This window comes from Methylocaldum sp., assembly GCF_035627495.1.
Taxonomy (GTDB): domain Bacteria; phylum Pseudomonadota; class Gammaproteobacteria; order Methylococcales; family Methylococcaceae; genus Methylocaldum.
In genome coordinates, this window is record NZ_DASPLO010000019.1 from 1 (window position 1) to 16,555 (window position 16,555).

The window sequence follows — 16,555 nt, forward strand, 5'->3', positions numbered from 1 at the left end:
AAGCGTTCCACGGCCGAGCGCGCCTCGGCCGTCAGTTTCACTGCGTATTTCTGGGTTCGCATGATCGTCTCCTGGCTTCCAGACAATCATCAGACCCAAGACATGACCAAACATTGCACTGCTACCGTGGCGAAGCACTAGAAACAAACGAGTCTACATTGACCTCAATTCGTAGATTCGAATGCTCGCAATAAATGGATTGCTTTGGGCAAGTTTCTCGGCAGCATCAAGACTCTCCGCTTCGATGATGTTGTAACCAGTAATGGATTCCATATTCCATGGTAGGTCCTTGGTTCCACTTTTCGAGATTTCTCGACCACCACTGAAACCACCTTGGTCCACTTGGTTGTCGGAGATCGATTTAAGCCAAGCCTCCCAAGCCTTCATGATTTCCGGGGTAGGTTTTTCAAATCCGAAATGCAGAAACATAAACTTTTTCATTTCTCTCTCCTTCGTTTGTGGATGCTCTCAAAGATCGGCTTGCGAGTAAGGTGTAAGGTCTGCCTAACGTCGTATGTATGGACTCCCCCGTTTTGCAAGAGCGCCCATGCGTTTGGAAACGAGGTTAAGACTGCAACAATATATCCGGCCTGTTGTGCACCCAGTACGTGCTGGCCCTGATGACAATCGCTCGCCGGGTTCCCATTAGCTCAACGGCTTATGACAGCCTTTCACGTTATCGGATTTTCCCGGCGGCGGTCTGACCTGCTTCCATCAGCTGTTCGCTCGCGCAATCTTGGGTCGGAACCCTCCGTTTACTCTGTCTGTTTAGCCAATCGGTACCGGGCTGGTTTCACGCGGCCCGATAGGCTTCACCCGTGGTCAGCAGCGCCCAGACAATCCGGGCGTGCTTGGCGGCCAAGGCGACCGCCGCCACATTGGCGCCGCTGCGCTCCTTAAGACTTTTGACCCAGCGGCTCTTGCCATCGTCCCGTCGCGATAACGTGGCGATCACGCTACGCGCACCGTGAATGAGTAATCGGCGCAAGTAGGGATCGCCCCGTTTGGTGATGTGTCCCAGACGAAACTTGCCACCGCTGGAGTGCTGTCGCGGCACCATCCCAAGCCAGGCCGCCAACTGCCGACCATTATCGAAGACCTTCGCATCGCCCACACTCGCCACCAACGCAGTCGCCGTGAGCGGACCAATCCCTTCCACTTTCATCAAGCGCTGGGCCGGCTCGCTCTTGGCCGCCAACTGTTCGATCTGGCGATCGTAATGGGCCACCCGCTCATCCCAATGTCGCACCTGCTCCATCAGGTCCGCCAAAGTTTCTCGCGCGAGGGCAGGTAACCCGTTCTCGGCATCTTCCAGAATGTCCGACAGCCGACCGCGCAATTTTTCAATGCCCTGGGGCACCACGATGCCAAACTCAGCCAGCACCCCGCGAATCTGATTCACTTGGGCGGTGCGGTTCTCGACCATCAAACTGCGCGCGCGATGCACCATCAATACCGCCTGCTGCTCCTCGCTCTTCACCGGCACAAAGCGCATGTTCGGTCGTCCCACCGCTTCGCAAATCGCCTCGGCATCATTGCCATCGTTTTTCCCGCTCTTGCGATACGGCGCCACGAATTGGCCGGCCATCAATCGGACCGTGTGTCCCCACTTGGTCAGCTTCCGCGCCCAGTGGTGCGCGCTGCCGCAGGCTTCAATCCCAATGAGACAAGGCGGCAGTTGGGCAAAGAATTCCGTGATCTTATCCCGCTTTAGCGTCTTCCGGAGTACCACCTTGCCCTGCGCGTCTACGCCGTGAACTTGAAACACGTTCTTTGCAATGTCCAGCCCAATTCGAGCAACCTGCATGACACTCCCCCTCTCTAGTGATTGGTATAACCCAACTCCAATCTGGCACATCCGATGCCGTAGGAGTAGGGGGAGTCCATGTCATTAGCTAAGGGGCGGGCGCGATAGCGACCGTCCCGCTTAAGCGCAATGTTAGAACTCAGCATCGAGCACGTCGGACATGAGCGTTGCAACTGCGACCTCAGTTTGATTGCTTGATTGGCCCAACTTCTCAACCACGCTCTGTTGGTCTTCAGGCGGGCGGTTTTGACTGAGTTTGAACTTTGCCTGAATGTTTGTGATTTCAATTTCAAAGCCCACAATCATGTTGAGAAGTTTTGTGCGCCGTTCACCTGCAAGGTTTGGTTGCCACGGGCTTAGCATGTGAGATTCATAAACATGGGTTAGCCGTTCAACCAAGGCTTCAAGCTCAGACTCGCTTTCGATGATCCGGGGTTTTCCGCGCAAGTGAACCACTGCGTAATTCCATGTTGGGACGCCAGGCGACGAATACCACGAAGGGGAAACATAAGCATGTGGCCCTTGGAATACAGCCAGAACCTCACCGTACGATGAAAAGTGCTGCCATTGCGGATTTGCCCGCGCCATGTGGCAGAGCAGCTTGCCTTTGGAACCGGCGGCGTGATCAAAGATAAAGGGCAAGTGACTAACGAAAGGCACACCATCAGGAGCCGTGACCAGCATTCCAAAGGAATTGCCCTCGATGAGCGCCGAGATACGCTCTGAATTTGTTTCCTTGAAATGCTCGGGAATGTACATGTCGGTTCCTGAGTTCTAACGCTGCAAATCACCGGCGACAAACGAAGCGCAGCGGAGTTTGGCGTCCGGGTGCATTTGCCTTGTTAGGCGTTTGATTCCAGTAAATCATGCCCATATGAGTTGTCAATTGCACAAACCCAGGCGTTACTTGCATCCTTTTTGAAAACATATGTAGCTTTTCGCTCCACAACAGGATGCCCCTTCGCGGAAATAAGAGTTTTAGCCAAAACCAAAGCAGTGTCTCCTGTTTCCAGCGAAAAAACGGGGTCAGACACGATTCTTTTCTTTCCTCGGCCGACCCACCCCTTTTGAGGTGGCTCGACGGTTTCCGAGTGCTTCGATCTGCTCCTTGAACCGCTCGCTGCCGAGCACCCAGCCCTTGTGCGTGCATTCTCGAATGCCCGTCAGATCTGCACTAGTGATAACGGTTTGGAAGAGGGCACGGTAGGCAAGTTGTCGCTCTGGATCACGGTGCCCCAGTTTCAGATACTCCGGATGTGGCGTCAACCAGTCGGCGTTGCGTCCCAAATCGCCTAGCGCGTGGCGGCAATAGCTCGACCAAGGATAATCTCCGGGGGCGGTAACTATGCCTGCGCGTACCGGATTGAGTTCGATGTAACGCATCAGCGTTAGCAGATACCGCTCGCTGTCCACCACCGTCGCACGGTAGCGCCCTTCCCAGAGGGTGCCGCTACGCCCGTAGATGGTATTGAAATACTGCACGTAGCGTCTGCCTACCGATTGGAAAACCTTGCTGATCGCGTGCCCACTTTCCGGCGTTGCCAGCAAATGGATGTGGTTGGTCATCCAGACATAGGCATGAACCGCTAATCCATGCTCGGTGGCCGCCTCAACCAAGGTATCGCGGAAAAACTGGTAGTCCGCATCTGCGGCAAAGATCGCCTGCCGGTTATTGCCGCGCTGAATGATGTGTTGAGGTTGGCCGGGAATAACGAAACGGGGAAGACGCGCCATGTTGCTTGGTCTCGCGGAGCCGAGGGAAAAGCATAGCACAAATATCGTGTCTGACCCCTTTTTTGACCCGACCCCTTTTTTGGACCCCTTTTTTGGCGTAACTTCATGGGCTTTCTTCGCTTCGTCTCAGCACTCATCTGGTTGCGTTGAAATGTCAACAGAACCTAGCGATTGGCTTGTCGTAGAGCATATTCACGTGTAGACGCGAAATCGCCTCGCATCTGATAGAGCAAAGCCCCAGTTTCTTGAACCTGCTTATCAGTAAACGAAAGATCAGTGTTTCCGTCCATTTGTCGAATGCGACGTGCGTTGTCCTTCATGCCGTAGTAGCCCTGTAGTAAGGACATGTAGAGAGCCATATGCTGAAAAAGTGGCTTTCCAATGATGTGGGTGCTTTCGGAAATTGTATGAAGAACTTCACTGTGCTTTTCCGATATCTCGCGCACCTTGCTATCAATTTCCTTTTGCAATGCCTTATCTGGCTTCTTGTCGAATGTGATCGCGATACTCTGTTGTGATCGCAAATCGTCAAGGCGGCTGTAGTCAGACTCCAGTTTCGATATCAATTCCCAAAGATCATTTGCTTTCGTTGCAATAACCGTCGAGTCGTTCAGTTTGATGCTGTCTATGGCCTTTTGTTTTTCGAACCATAGGTTGGCCGCGTAAGTCGAAAAAAATACAACGACTGCGATGATTCCGTTGTCAACGAGAAACTTTCTGAGCTTTTCCATGGAGTACGCTGAGGGAATGAAATCGCTAACGTTCAAAATCACCGGCCTTGCGCGGCTTTTCGCGCAAGGCCGGTGCATTGCAGGGTTGGGCGTCTTAGCCAACTACAGGCACCCCACTGATATACGGCGCGAGGCCGCCGACGTGCCGACGAGCGAACTTCTCGTAGTTCTTTTGGAACAACTCAGTCTTCTCAGCGGAATCCAACCACAAGCGGGCACCGGATATGACCTCGCGACAGAAGAGATTCAGATCAATGCAGAGCGCATCGTTGAGCTGACCGTAATGAATGACATTCGTTGTCGTACCGGGCTCAATGAAGATGATGCGAGCGTACGGGCTCTTCGGATGTTGTGAACTGCCCTGGTGAAGCAGAGAGCAACGAAATCTGTAGCATGCGTCGCCCGTCAGAGGACTCTCCATGTCCTTGACGAACTGGCGCGCGTGCTCAGGAATAGAAGCGCGCACTACTTCCGCGAAACGCGGACGCACCCATCTCTCGTACCACTCGATGTACTTCTTCCCCGTCGCTTCGCCATCGTCGGAACTGAGCGCACCCGCGATATCGGGAATTGCTAAGGCGGCGAAAAGTGAAAGGTAGTAGGCCCCAGAGCCAAGAGAGCTTTCAATTTGACCAATCAGCGTACGCATAGTGAATTCAAGACGCCCAACGCCCTGCGATTGAGCGGCCGGCGGCCACCGAGGCTAGCTAGCATAAGGGTAGCCCGGCTACCCGCCGGTCCGCTCCAACCGCTTGTTCGGCGGCTTTACCTTCTTGAAGACCGCTGGCGCGGGTCGTCTGCCGGGTTGACGTACGTCAGGGCGAAAGGACCCGGGCCTTCAATCTGAACCGTTGTCGCCGTCGTCGCCATTACGAAATGCCGCGTCTCAGCAGGCAGGAACGCGTAGCCCCCAGCTGGGAGCTCCTTCATCGTCGACTTGTTGAATGTTTCGCCGATGCCGATAGCAAACGTGCCCGAGACCACCGTCACGTGTTCGTCTGTCGGATGCCAGTGCGCTGCAACCTTGTAACCTGCTGGCATCTTGAGGCGCACCACAAAGATGCCGGCCTTACCCGGGTCCCCGGAAACCACCGTGAAGGAGGCACCCTTCTCAAAAGCGGGTGGTGGTTCACCCCACTCCAACTCAGCTGCGGTCACCACGACTTCTGACGGCGCCTTAGCCTCCTGGGCCACAGCAGCTCCGACCATGAGCATATGGGCCACGCCGATACCGGCTAAAATCCTACGCATTTGACACCTCCTTTAGGTTTGTTTCACGTTGAGTCCACGTCTAGTCCGCCGAACTTAAAGTCGACCTCAAAAACGAGATCTAATCTGGAATCGGAAAATATCCAACGTTTTGCTTTGCGTCAATTTTGATGTCTAATCCGGATCTGGATTTTTTCTTGAGTTGGCTACCATGAATACTTTCGTTTCGCACCGGGTTGAGGACGAGGTTCGAGCAGACGCTGCGGGATTCGAGCCGTCGGCCGCTTCAGTTGGCGGCGAGTCGAGTGCTCAAGCGCCGCGCTTGCTGGATCAAGTCAGAGAGAAAATCCGCCTGCGTCATTACAGTATCCGCACGGAGCAGGCCTATGTCGATTGGATCAGACGGTTCATTGTGTTCCACGGCAAGAGGCTCTCAAGGATATGGGTGCTCCGGAGGTCGAGCGTTTTTTGACCCATCTGGCCGTGGATCGCAACGTGGCGGCGTCGACGCAGAATCAGGCGTTAAGCGCGATTCTGTTCTTGTACAAGGATGTTTTGGGCATTGAGTTGCCGTGGCTGAGTGAAGTTCGGCGTGCCAAGAAACCGGAACGTTTGCCCCTGGTGCTGACGGTCGAGGAGGTGAAGCGGGTACTGGCGCGTTTGGATGGGCAACACTGGCTGATGGCCAGTTTGTTGTACGGCGCCGGTTTGCGTTTGCTGGAATGCGTGCGCTTGCGGGTGAAGGACGTGGATTTTGGTTATAAGCAGATTACCGTGCGTGACGGCAAAGGGCAGAAAGATCGGATGACGATGCTGCCCCAGGCAGTCATCGAACCTTTGAAGGCGCATCTGGAGAAGGTGAAGGTATTGCATGAACATGATGTGGAGGAAGGCTATGGCGAGGTGTATTTGCCGTATGCCTTGGAGCGGAAATATCCGAACGCGGGACGCGAGTTCGGCTGGCAGTACGTATTTTCCGCCCAGCATCGTTCTCGCGATCCGCGTTCGGGCAAGGAGCGCCGCCATCACCTGGATGAGCAGTCCTTGCAACGCGCGATGAAGAAAGCCGTGCGGGCGGCGGGGCTGACCAAGCCGGCGAGCTGCCACACCCTGCGGCACTCCTTCGCCACGCATTTATTGCAGTCGGGCTACGATATCCGTACGGTGCAAGAGTTGCTCGGGCATAAGGATGTGTCGACAACGATGATTTACACACACGTCCTGAACCGGGGCGGCATGGGCGTCAACAGTCCTTTGGACGGGTTGAGCTAGTCAATCCGGTATGCGCCGTTCATCCCGCTCGGCCATGATGGCTCAACCGCCTCTGGGCAGGGCAAAGTAACGGAATTCCGCGTATTAGGGCAATTGTCGGATGGATTTAAGGTCTGTGGGAGCGGGCTTTAGCCCGCGATCAAGCGGCTATCGCGGGCTAAAGCCCGCTCCCACACGTACGAATGGAAACTGCTCTAATGCGCCTCATCCCAATTCGACCCGATCCCCACATCTACGACCAAGGGCACCGCAAGCTGAGCCGCACGGCACATGCGATTGCCGATTTCGCGGGCGGCTTCGTCCACATAATCCTCCGCTACTTCGAACACCAGTTCGTCGTGCACCTGCATGATCATGCAGACCGGGCAGCCGGATTCCTGAATCCATGCGTCCACGGCGATCATCGCGCGCTTGATGATGTCCGCCGCCGTGCCTTGCATCGGGGCGTTGATGGCGGTGCGCTCGGCGTATTGGCGGCGCTGGGCGTTGCGGGAGTCGATCTCCGGGATGTACAGTCGCCGGCCGAACAGGGTCTCCACATAGCCTTTTTCCCGCGCCATATCGCGGGTTTTTTCCATGTAGGATTTCACGTTGGGATAGCGGGCGAAATAAAGGTCGATGTAGCGTTGCGCCTGGCTGGTGGGAATGCCGAGCTGCTTCCCCAAGCCGAAGGCGGACATGCCGTAGATGAGGCCGAAATTGATCGCCTTGGCCGAGCGGCGCTGGTCGGGCGTGACGTATTCCGGCAGGACGCCGAACACCTCGGCGGCGGTGAAGCGGTGGACGTCGGTGTTGTCGTGAAAGGCGACGCGAAGGGTCGGATCGCCCGAAATATGCGCCATGATCCTAAGCTCGATCTGCGAATAGTCCGCCGCGAGTATCTTGTGGCCGGGCGGTGCGATGAACGCCTGGCGGATTCGGCGGCCTTCCTCGGTGCGCACCGGAATGTTTTGAAGGTTGGGATCGGAGGACGACAGCCGCCCGGTGGCGGCCACCGCCTGGTGATAAGAGGTATGGACGCGCCCGGTACGGGGGTTGATCTGTTCCGCAAGCTTGTCGGTGTAGGTCGACTTGAGCTTGCTCATGGACCGGTAGTCCAGGATCAGCCGCGGCAGCTCGAAGCTTTCGGCCAGTTCCTGCAAGACCGATTCATCGGTGGACGGCTGTCCGGTCGGCGTTTTCTTGACCACCGGCAGGTTCAGCTTGTCGTACAGAATGGTCTGGATCTGCTTGGGTGAGCCGAGGTTGAACACGCATCCCGCCGCCTTGCAGGCTTCCTGTTCGATATCCAGCATGCGCTTCTCAAGTTCCTGGCTTTGCTGAGCCAGTTTGTACACATCCACCAGCACGCCGGTGCGCTCCATGCGCGATAAGACCGGCACCAGCGGAATCTCGACGGTTTCGTACAGCGATTTAAGCGGCTCGTCGGCCTGGAGTTTCGGCCAAAGGTGTTGATGAAGTCGCAGGGTGATGTCGGCGTCTTCCGCCGCATAGTCGGTGGCGCTTTCGATGCCGACCTGCTGGAAGGGAATCTGTTTCGCGCCTTTTCCGGCCACGTCCTCGTAATGGATGGTTCGGTGGTTGAGATAGAGTTCGGCCAGGGAATCCATGTCGTGCCGGGTGGCCGTGCTGTTGAGCACGTAGGATTCGAGCATGGTGTCGTGGCGGATGCCGGTCAGCGCGACGCCGTGATTCGCGAGGACATTGGCGTCGTATTTGAGGTTTTGTCCGAGCTTCGGGCGGTTCGGGTCTTCCAGCAAAGGCCTGAGCTTTTCCAGAACGTAATCCCGGCTCAGTTGCGCCGGCGCGCCCGGATAATCGTGAGCCACCGGGACGTAGGCCGCTTCCCCGGGTTCCACCGCAAAGGACAGCCCCACGACTTCCGCCCGGCTGTAGTCGAGACTTGTGGTTTCGGTGTCGAAAGCGAAGTATTCCGCGGCCTTCAGCTTTTTCAGCCAGCGCTCCAGCTCATCCTCATTCAGGATCGTTTCGTAATCGGCCTTCGCTGCAGTTTGCGGGATGGGGACGGCCGGACTGTCGTCGGCGTTCGAGGCATCCAGTTGCCGGAGCCAGGAATTGAACTCGAGCCGGACCAAGAGTTCCCTCAGGGCGGCTTGATCCGGTTCGCCTCTTTCGAGATCGTCCGGTCCGATCGGCAACTCCACGTCGCACTTGATGGTGGCCAACTGGCGCGACAAGGGAATTTGATCGAGATTGGCACGGAGGTTCTCGCCGACCTTGCCGCTGATCTCATCGGCATGCGCTATGACGCCGTCGAGCGAGCCGTATTGATTCAGCCATTTCGCCGCCGTCTTCGGTCCCACCTTGGGAATGCCCGGAATGTTGTCCGAAGTGTCGCCGACCAAAGCCAGGTAATCGACGATGCACTCGGGCGGCACGCCGAACTTGGCTTTCACGCCCTCAACGTCCAGGCGGCTGTCGAACATGGTGTTCTCCAGCATCACCCGGTCGTTGACCAGTTGAGCCATGTCCTTGTCGCCGGTGGAAATGACGACCGTATACCCCTGTTCGGCGGCTCGCATCGTGAGGGTGCCGATGACGTCGTCGGCTTCCACCCCGTGCTCGATAAGCACGGGTAGGCCCATCGCCCGGATAACGGCGTGCAGCGGCTGAATCTGTGTTCTGAGATCGTCGGGCATCGGCGGACGATGGGTCTTGTAATGCTCGAAAAGATCGTCGCGGAAGGTCTTTCCGGGGGCGTCGAACACGACGGCGATATGGCAAGTGTCGTACTCCCCGATCAGCTTGCGCAGCATATTGGCGACGCCTAAAACCGCGCCGGTGGGTTCGCCCCGTGAGTTGTTCAAAGGCGGCAAGGCGTGAAAGGCGCGGTACAAGAACGAGGAGCCGTCGACGAGGACAAGGGTTTTTGGAGATATTTCGAGCATGATTTGGAATGTGTTTTTCAATCGTTCCGGAAGACGGGCGGCTTGCTTGCCCATGGGAATTCTAAATGTGAAAATAAACCTCAACAAACCGCAGTAGAGCAAAGCTCTTCGCTGGAGAATCCCGCCGCGTTTGACCTGCCGCCTGCGTTCGGCGAGCGACGCACACGATGGTCGCTGGCTTTGTCACCGGAACCTGATATTTACGAGAAGAGCACACAATAATGACGAATCAACCCTGGATCGCTCCTTCGATTTTATCCGCCGATTTCGCGCGCTTGGGCGAGGAAGTGCAGAATGTATTGGCGGCCGGCGCCGATATCGTTCACTTCGACGTGATGGACAACCACTACGTTCCCAACCTGACCATCGGTCCCCTGGTGTGTGAAGCGCTGCGGAAACATGGCGTCACCGCACCCATCGACGTGCATTTGATGGTCAAGCCGGTCGATCGCATCATCCCCGATTTCGCCAAGGCTGGAGCAACTTATATCACGTTTCATCCGGAAGCTTCCGAGCATGTCGACCGCAGCCTTCAACTGATCAAGGATTCCGGCTGCAAGGCGGGGCTGGTGTTCAATCCGGCGACCCCGCTCAATTATTTGGATCACGTGATGGACAAGCTGGACATGATTCTGCTCATGTCCGTGAACCCCGGTTTCGGCGGCCAGTCCTTCATTCCGTACGTGCTGGACAAGCTCCGGGAGACCAAGCAGCGCATCGAGGCCAGCGGGCGCAACATCCGCCTGGAAATCGACGGCGGGGTCAAGGTGGACAACATCCGTGAGATCACCGCGGCCGGGGCCGATACGTTCGTGGCCGGATCGGCCATTTTCGGCGCGGGCAAAGACAGCGACCCGAACCGTTACGACTCGGTCGTACGCGCATTGCACGAAGAAATCGCTAAAGCCAGAGCGATTTGATGTTGGACCGCGCGCCGGAACTCATCGTTTTCGACCTGGACGGCACACTCGTGGACAGTTCGCCGGATCTGGCCGATGCCATCGACGCGATGCTGGAGCGGCTGGGCATGCCCCCGGCCGGCGAGCCGCGGGTGAACGGCTGGATCGGCAATGGCGTCGACATGCTGGTGAAGCGCGCGCTAACCGGGGAACTCTGGCCGCAAAGCGAACCGGCGCGATTCGATGAGGCCTTGCCGATATTCATGGATCTGTACGAGACGAATATCTGCAATCGCAGCCGCTTGTTTCCCGGCGTTGCCGACGGGCTGAAGCAGCTCAAGAGGACCGGTTTCAGCACGGCGTGCGTGACCAATAAGCATTCGAGGTTCACCCGCCCGCTGCTGGATCAGTTAGGCGTGCTGGAAGATCTGGATTTCGTCGGTTGCGGCGATCAATTCGAGAAGCTCAAGCCGGACCCGTATCCCTTGCTCAAAACCGCCGAGCGGTTCGAGGTCGAGCCCTTCCGCTGCCTGATGGTCGGTGATTCCGTCAACGATGTGAAAGCCGCGCGCGCGGCGGGGTTCATGGTCGTCTGTGTGCCTTACGGCTATCATGGCGGCAAGGGTGTCGAGTGTCTGGAGCCGGACGCTATCGTCGCCTCCCTGACCGAGTTGTCCGGTTTGTTTAGAAAGGCCGCGTGAATGCATCGACCCATTCTGAAAGAGCGATGGCGTTACTGAACCTGCCTCCAATGTAGGTTGGGTTAGGCCGGCAGGCTGTAACCCGACGAATGGCCTATTGGGTTACGCTTCGCTAACCCAGCTTACCTCGATAGATAAAAAATCATGACGCCCGAACGATTTCAGCAATACGCCGATCAAGGCTACAACCGCATCCCCATGGCCCGCGAGGTCCTGGCGGACCTTGATACGCCGCTCAGCGCTTATCTTAAATTGGCCGACGCGCCTTATTCCTATTTGTTCGAATCCGTGCACGGAGGCGAGCAATGGGGGCGGTATTCCATTATCGGCCTTCCGTGCCGCACGGTCATCAGAGTGTGCGGCACGGAAGTCATGGTCAAAAGGGACGGCCGCATCGTCGAAGCGAGCCGTGTCGATAATCCGCTGGATTGGATTCGCAGCTACGGCGCACGCTTTAACGTTCCGCCCATCGAGGGCTTGCCCCGCTTTACCGGCGGGCTGGTCGGCTACTTCGGCTACGAGACGATTCATTACATCGAGCCACAGTTGCACTGCGACAAACCCGATCCGATCGGGGCTCCGGACATTCTGCTGATGGTTTCCGAGGATGTGCTGGTATTCGATAACCTCTCCGGTAAGCTGCTGATTCTGACTCATGCCGATCCCGATGAGCCGAACGCTTACCATCAGGCGCAAGACCGGCTGGAAACGCTGATCCAGGGGCTTCGGCAAAACCGTTTGCCGGCGCATTGCGGGCAGGGGGCGCGTAGGCAGGTCGATGAAGGTGATTTCGTCTCCGGCTTTACCCAAGAGGGTTTCGAAAATGCGGTGCGCCGGGTGAAGGAATACATCGTCGAAGGCGACGTGATGCAGGTCGTTCTTTCGCAACGCTTGTCCATTCCTTATTCCGCTTCTCCCATGGATTTGTACCGGGCCTTGCGCTGTCTAAATCCTTCGCCTTACATGTTTCATCTGAATCTCGGGGATTTTCACGTCGTCGGCTCTTCGCCGGAAATCCTGGTGCGAGTCGAGGACGAAACCGTTACCGTCCGGCCGATCGCCGGCACGCGGCGGCGCGGCAAGACGCACGAAGAGGATCTGGCCTTGGAGCGCGAGTTGTTGGCCGATCCCAAGGAGATCGCCGAGCACTTAATGCTGATCGATCTGGGACGCAACGACGCCGGACGGGTGGCGGAGACCGGCAGCGTCCGCGTTACCGATAAGATGATCATCGAACGTTATTCCCACGTCATGCATATCGTGTCCAACGTCACCGGCCGTCTTGCCGAGAGTAAAGATGCTTACGACGTGCTGGCCGCGACATTCCCTGCCGGCACCGTCAGCGGCGCACCCAAGATCAGAGCCATGGAAATCATCGCCGAGTTGGAGCCTGTGAAGCGTGGAGTCTATTCCGGCGCCGTGGGATACATCGGCTGGTCGGGAAATCTGGATACGGCCATCGCCATTCGCACCGCCGTCATCAGGGACGGCACCTTGCATATCCAGGCGGGTGCGGGCGTGGTGCACGATTCCATTCCCCGGAACGAGTGGGAGGAAACCCTTAACAAAGGGCGTGCGGTTTTTCGCGCCGTCGCCATGGCCGAAGCCGGGATCGAAGGGGGGCAAAGCCTATGAGCGCTCGTGTATTGATGATCGACAACTACGATTCCTTCACCTATAACCTGGTCCAGTACCTGGCGGAGTTGGGCGCCGACGTGGAAGTGGTGCGCAACGACCAGATCGCCGTCGAAGAAATTGAAGAGTTCGCCCCGGACAAAATCGTGATTTCGCCGGGACCGTGTACGCCGAAGGAGGCGGGCATCTCGGTGGACGCTATCCGCCGGTACGCGGGCAAATATCCCATTTTGGGCGTCTGTCTCGGGCATCAAAGCATCGGTTACGCATTCGGCGGCAATATCATCCACGCCAAGAGCATCATGCACGGCAAGTGCTCGATGGTGCACCACCGGAATACGGGAGTATTTCGCGGGCTTAACAATCCGTTCCAGGCCACCCGCTACCATTCCCTGGTCATCGAGCAGGAAAGTCTTCCCGAATGCCTGGAAGTCATTGCCTGGACCGAGGATCGGGACGGCAAGATCGAGGAAATCATGGGCGTCAGGCACAAACAGCTCGCCATCGAAGGCGTGCAATTCCATCCGGAATCCATTCTGACGGAGCAGGGCCATGACCTGCTGCGTAATTTTCTGAATCAGTGAGGATTCGCGATGGATATGCCAGTCGTCCTACAGGCTCTGTTAGATAAGAAGAACCTCGGCGCATCGCAGATGCGCAAGGTCATGCGCACCATCATGAGCGGCGGAGCCACGCCGGCGCAGATTGGCGCCTTTCTGGTCGCGCTCCGCGCCAAGGGCGAAAGCATCGAGGAAGTGGTGGCTGCGGCCAAGGTCTTGCGGGAGATGGCCACCAAGGTTCCGGTCAGGGGCGATCATCTCATCGATACCTGCGGCACCGGCGGCGACGCCAACCACACGTTCAACATCAGCACTACGGCGGCGTTCGTGGTTGCGGCGGCCGGCGGCAAGGTGGCCAAGCACGGCAACCGCTCGGTTTCCAGCCGCTCGGGCAGCGCCGACGTGCTGGAGGCGGCGGGCATCAATCTCGATTTGACGCCGGATCAGGTCAAGGCCTGCATCGACCGGATCGGCTTAGGGTTCCTCTTCGCCCAGCGCCATCACGGCGCCATGAAATATGCCATCGGCCCTCGGCGGGAAATCGGGGTACGTACCCTGTTCAATCTGCTCGGACCGCTCACCAACCCGGCCGGCGCGCCCAATCAGCTGGTGGGCGTCTATTCCGACGTCTGGGTGGAGCCGTTGGCGGAAGTGTTGCGGCAGCTCGGCAGCAAGCACGTGCTGGTGGTGCACGCCGAAGACGGACTGGATGAAATCAGTATCGGCGCGCCTACTCATGTCGCGGAACTCAAGGATGGTCAAATCGAGACTTACACGCTGACGCCCGAACAATTTAATGTCAAGCGTGCCCCTCTAAAGAAACTGACCGTCGACACCGCCGCCGCCAGTCTGAAGGTAATGCTGAGTGTGCTCGACAGGGAACCGGGGCCGGCCCGAGACATTACAGTCCTCAATGCCGGTGCGGCGATTTACGCGGCCAATCTGGTGGATAGCCTGGAAGCGGGCGTCGAACGCGCGAAAGCGGTCATCGACGATGGCTCTGCCCGGCAGAAGCTGGATGCCTTGATCGATTTCAGCCAATCCATCGCCAATCTATGAATAATCCCCCTGATATCCTGCAAAAGATTCTTGCCCGTAAAGCGGAGGAAATCGCCGAGCGCCGTTTGCGCACGCCGTTGGAAGAAATCCGGCGGCAGGCCGGGAATGCCGATGTTCCCCGGGGCTTCGTCCGGGCCTTGCGGACCAAGGTGGAAAACGGCTCGGCTGCGGTCATTGCCGAAATCAAGAAGGCCTCGCCCAGCAAGGGCGTAATGCGGCCCGACTTCCGTCCGGCGGAGATCGCCCGAAGCTATGCCGATCACGGTGCGGCTTGTCTGTCGGTGCTGACTGACCGGGATTTTTTCCAAGGGGCTGAAGAGTATCTCCAAGAGGCTCGGAGCGTTTGCCCGCTGCCGGTGTTGCGGAAAGATTTCATGATCGATCCGTACCAGGTGTTCGAGGCCCGTGCGATCGGGGCGGATTGCATCCTGCTCATCGCCGCCGCTTTGACCGACGAAACGATGCGCGAATTGGCGGATGTCGCCGTCGATCTCGGCATGGATGTGCTGGTGGAAGTACACGATGCGCCCGAGTTGGAACGCGCTTTGCGCCTCGATCTGCCGCTCATCGGCATCAACAATCGGAATCTCCGCACGTTCGAGACTCGTCTCGACACGACGCTCGACTTGCTGAAACGGATTCCCCGCGACCGGCTAGTGGTGACCGAAAGCGGCATTCATACGCCAGAGGACGTGTCGCTGATGCGCCGCCACGGCGTCCACACCTTCCTCGTCGGTGAAGCGTTCATGACGGCGGAGGATCCGGGCGTTCGTTTGGAAGCCTTGTTTGCTTGAGTGAGATGGCTGGCCGAACGGAAACAGGCTTCGAACTCGGTTAGTCTCGGCGATTTATGGTTGATTAAGCCGACAAAGGGATTGCCTTCATGCTTCCTCACCTCGATGATCTTTCGGCACTGGTCAAGGCGGTAGCCAGGGAAGATTTGCTGCCCCGGTTTGCCGGAACCGAGCGTCAATTCAAAGCCGACGGCAGCGTCGTCACCGAAGCGGATTTCGCCGTGCAAAAGCGGCTGGCCGCCCGGCTGCGGGAACTTTATCCGGAGTTCGAACTGTTAGGCGAAGAGATGGACGCGCAGCGGCAACAGGATTTGCTGGCGCAAAGCAATCGGGGGCTTTGGTGTTTGGACCCCCTGGATGGAACGAGCAACTTCGCCGCAGGTCTGCCTTTTTTCGGTATTTCTCTCGCTTTGCTCATCGAACGCAAGCCGGCCTTGGGCGTGATCTACGATCCGATCCGCGACGAATGCTTCACGGCGCAGCGCGGTCGCGGCGCCTGGCTGAACGGCGTCGAGCTCAGGGTTCGGCCTACGGATTTGGCGCTGAGACATAGCCTCGCGGTGGTGGACTTTAAACGTTTGGGTCCGCTGGCGCCGAAGTTAGCCGCGCGTCCGCCTTACAGCTCGCAACGCAACCTGGGTTCGGTGGCTCTGGAGTGGTGCTGGCTGGCGGCCGGCCGGTTTCAGGTCTATCTGCACGGCAAGCAAAAGCTCTGGGACTATGCGGCAGGCGCATTGATTTTGGCGGAAGCCGGAGGCCATGCGGAAACTCTGCAAGGCGAGCCGATCTTCAGCCCCGAGTTACAGCCCCGTTCGGTAGTCGCTGCCGGCGACGCACGGTTGTTCGCAGACTGGAAGGTCTGGCTGACCGAGCATTCTAGCGACACTAACTCTCCCTAACCCTCGCCCCAGGTCATAAGCGTCCTTTCGCGTGATAACAGCCTTTGCCGAATCAGGCATCGAGCAGTTTGCAAAATCTCATTGTTTTCCATCTTTCGACATGATGCGATCACCCGCGTGACCGATCGTGCCGCGCGGGGTATGCCGAAGAGTACGGCGTCTCATTACGGCAACACCGAGTCGCATCTCAACTGCCGAAAGAGGGGCGCGAGTCTTCGTGAATGCTGCCTAAGCAAGCCTTGCAAGCGACCGCCGGGGGTGATGAACGATCGGCATGTACTTTGCAAAATCGATTGCTTTATGGGCCAGACGCGGAGGGATTGAGTTTCATGAGGAATGATTCTGT

At 57.6% G+C, this 16,555-nt stretch carries 18 protein-coding genes; 9 read left to right on the forward strand and 9 right to left on the reverse strand.

From position 1 onward, the window contains the following. Positions 1–153: 153 nt before the first annotated feature. The 8 genes from VEB01_RS01745 to VEB01_RS01780 all read right to left on the reverse strand — a co-directional run bounded on the left by VEB01_RS01745 (position 154) and on the right by VEB01_RS01780 (position 5,523). Complete coding sequence (locus VEB01_RS01745) at positions 154–441, reverse strand: YciI family protein (protein ID WP_324872381.1); 288 nt, start codon at positions 439–441, stop codon at positions 154–156. 352 nt (positions 442–793) lie between these two features. Beyond that, positions 794–1,807: an IS110 family RNA-guided transposase gene (locus tag VEB01_RS01750; protein ID WP_324872382.1), complete on the reverse strand. Its 1,014-nt coding sequence runs from the start codon at positions 1,805–1,807 to the stop codon at positions 794–796. Between the two features lie 132 nt (positions 1,808–1,939). Continuing rightward, on the reverse strand, positions 1,940–2,566 hold the full coding sequence (locus tag VEB01_RS01755; RefSeq protein WP_324872383.1) for an FMN-binding negative transcriptional regulator: 627 nt from the start codon (positions 2,564–2,566) through the stop codon (positions 1,940–1,942). Between the two features lie 83 nt (positions 2,567–2,649). Next, positions 2,650–2,841: a Cif family virulence factor gene (locus tag VEB01_RS01760; protein ID WP_324872384.1), complete on the reverse strand. Its 192-nt coding sequence runs from the start codon at positions 2,839–2,841 to the stop codon at positions 2,650–2,652. Continuing rightward, on the reverse strand, positions 2,834–3,541 hold the full coding sequence (locus tag VEB01_RS01765) for a transposase (RefSeq protein ID WP_324872385.1): 708 nt from the start codon (positions 3,539–3,541) through the stop codon (positions 2,834–2,836). Before VEB01_RS01765 ends, VEB01_RS01760 begins: the two co-directional genes overlap by 8 nt. Before the next feature lie 164 nt (positions 3,542–3,705). Further along, positions 3,706–4,272, reverse strand: a complete 567-nt coding sequence (locus VEB01_RS01770; RefSeq protein WP_324872386.1) for a hypothetical protein — start codon at positions 4,270–4,272, stop codon at positions 3,706–3,708. Between the two features lie 94 nt (positions 4,273–4,366). Continuing rightward, positions 4,367–4,921, reverse strand: a complete 555-nt coding sequence (locus VEB01_RS01775; protein WP_324872387.1) for a hypothetical protein — start codon at positions 4,919–4,921, stop codon at positions 4,367–4,369. Positions 4,922–5,037: 116 nt separating this feature from the next. Then, a complete protein-coding gene (locus VEB01_RS01780; protein ID WP_324872388.1) occupies positions 5,038–5,523 on the reverse strand; it encodes a cupin domain-containing protein in 486 nt (161 codons plus the stop codon). Positions 5,524–5,692: 169 nt separating this feature from the next. Between VEB01_RS01780 and VEB01_RS23270 the strand changes: the two genes are divergently transcribed. Then, on the forward strand, positions 5,693–5,953 hold the full coding sequence (locus VEB01_RS23270) for a phage integrase N-terminal SAM-like domain-containing protein (protein ID WP_324872389.1): 261 nt from the start codon (positions 5,693–5,695) through the stop codon (positions 5,951–5,953). Further along, positions 5,923–6,753 (forward strand): integron integrase, encoded by an 831-nt coding sequence (locus VEB01_RS01790; RefSeq protein WP_324872390.1) that lies wholly within the window; start codon positions 5,923–5,925, stop codon positions 6,751–6,753. The genes VEB01_RS23270 and VEB01_RS01790 overlap by 31 nt, the downstream gene beginning before the upstream one ends. Before the next feature lie 194 nt (positions 6,754–6,947). On the opposite strand, the gene polA is transcribed toward VEB01_RS01790, so the two are convergent. Further along, positions 6,948–9,662, reverse strand: a complete 2,715-nt coding sequence (gene polA, locus VEB01_RS01795) for a DNA polymerase I (protein ID WP_324872416.1) — start codon at positions 9,660–9,662, stop codon at positions 6,948–6,950. A 221-nt stretch (positions 9,663–9,883) separates the two neighbouring features. Here polA and rpe point away from each other — a divergent pair, with 221 nt between their 5' ends. The 7 genes from rpe (at position 9,884) to VEB01_RS01830 (ending at position 16,209) form a co-directional block, all read left to right on the forward strand. Beyond that, positions 9,884–10,582, forward strand: a complete 699-nt coding sequence (rpe, locus tag VEB01_RS01800; protein ID WP_324872391.1) for a ribulose-phosphate 3-epimerase — start codon at positions 9,884–9,886, stop codon at positions 10,580–10,582. Beyond that, positions 10,582–11,262, forward strand: a complete 681-nt coding sequence (locus VEB01_RS01805; RefSeq protein ID WP_324872392.1) for a phosphoglycolate phosphatase — start codon at positions 10,582–10,584, stop codon at positions 11,260–11,262. Before rpe ends, VEB01_RS01805 begins: the two co-directional genes overlap by 1 nt. 144 nt (positions 11,263–11,406) lie before the next feature. Beyond that, on the forward strand, positions 11,407–12,897 hold the full coding sequence (gene trpE, locus VEB01_RS01810) for an anthranilate synthase component I (protein WP_324872393.1): 1,491 nt from the start codon (positions 11,407–11,409) through the stop codon (positions 12,895–12,897). Continuing rightward, complete coding sequence (locus VEB01_RS01815; RefSeq protein ID WP_324872394.1) at positions 12,894–13,481, forward strand: anthranilate synthase component II; 588 nt, start codon at positions 12,894–12,896, stop codon at positions 13,479–13,481. The genes trpE and VEB01_RS01815 overlap by 4 nt, the downstream gene beginning before the upstream one ends. 9 nt (positions 13,482–13,490) lie before the next feature. After that, the gene (trpD, locus tag VEB01_RS01820) at positions 13,491–14,516 is read left to right on the forward strand and encodes an anthranilate phosphoribosyltransferase (RefSeq protein WP_324872395.1); all 1,026 of its coding nucleotides are present in this window, start codon (positions 13,491–13,493) and stop codon (positions 14,514–14,516) included. Next, positions 14,513–15,310: an indole-3-glycerol phosphate synthase TrpC gene (gene trpC, locus VEB01_RS01825; RefSeq protein WP_324872396.1), complete on the forward strand. Its 798-nt coding sequence runs from the start codon at positions 14,513–14,515 to the stop codon at positions 15,308–15,310. Before trpD ends, trpC begins: the two co-directional genes overlap by 4 nt. Before the next feature lie 89 nt (positions 15,311–15,399). Further along, entirely contained in the window at positions 15,400–16,209 is an 810-nt protein-coding gene (locus VEB01_RS01830; RefSeq protein ID WP_324872397.1) for an inositol monophosphatase family protein, read from the forward strand. The last annotated feature ends 346 nt before the right edge of the window (positions 16,210–16,555 follow it).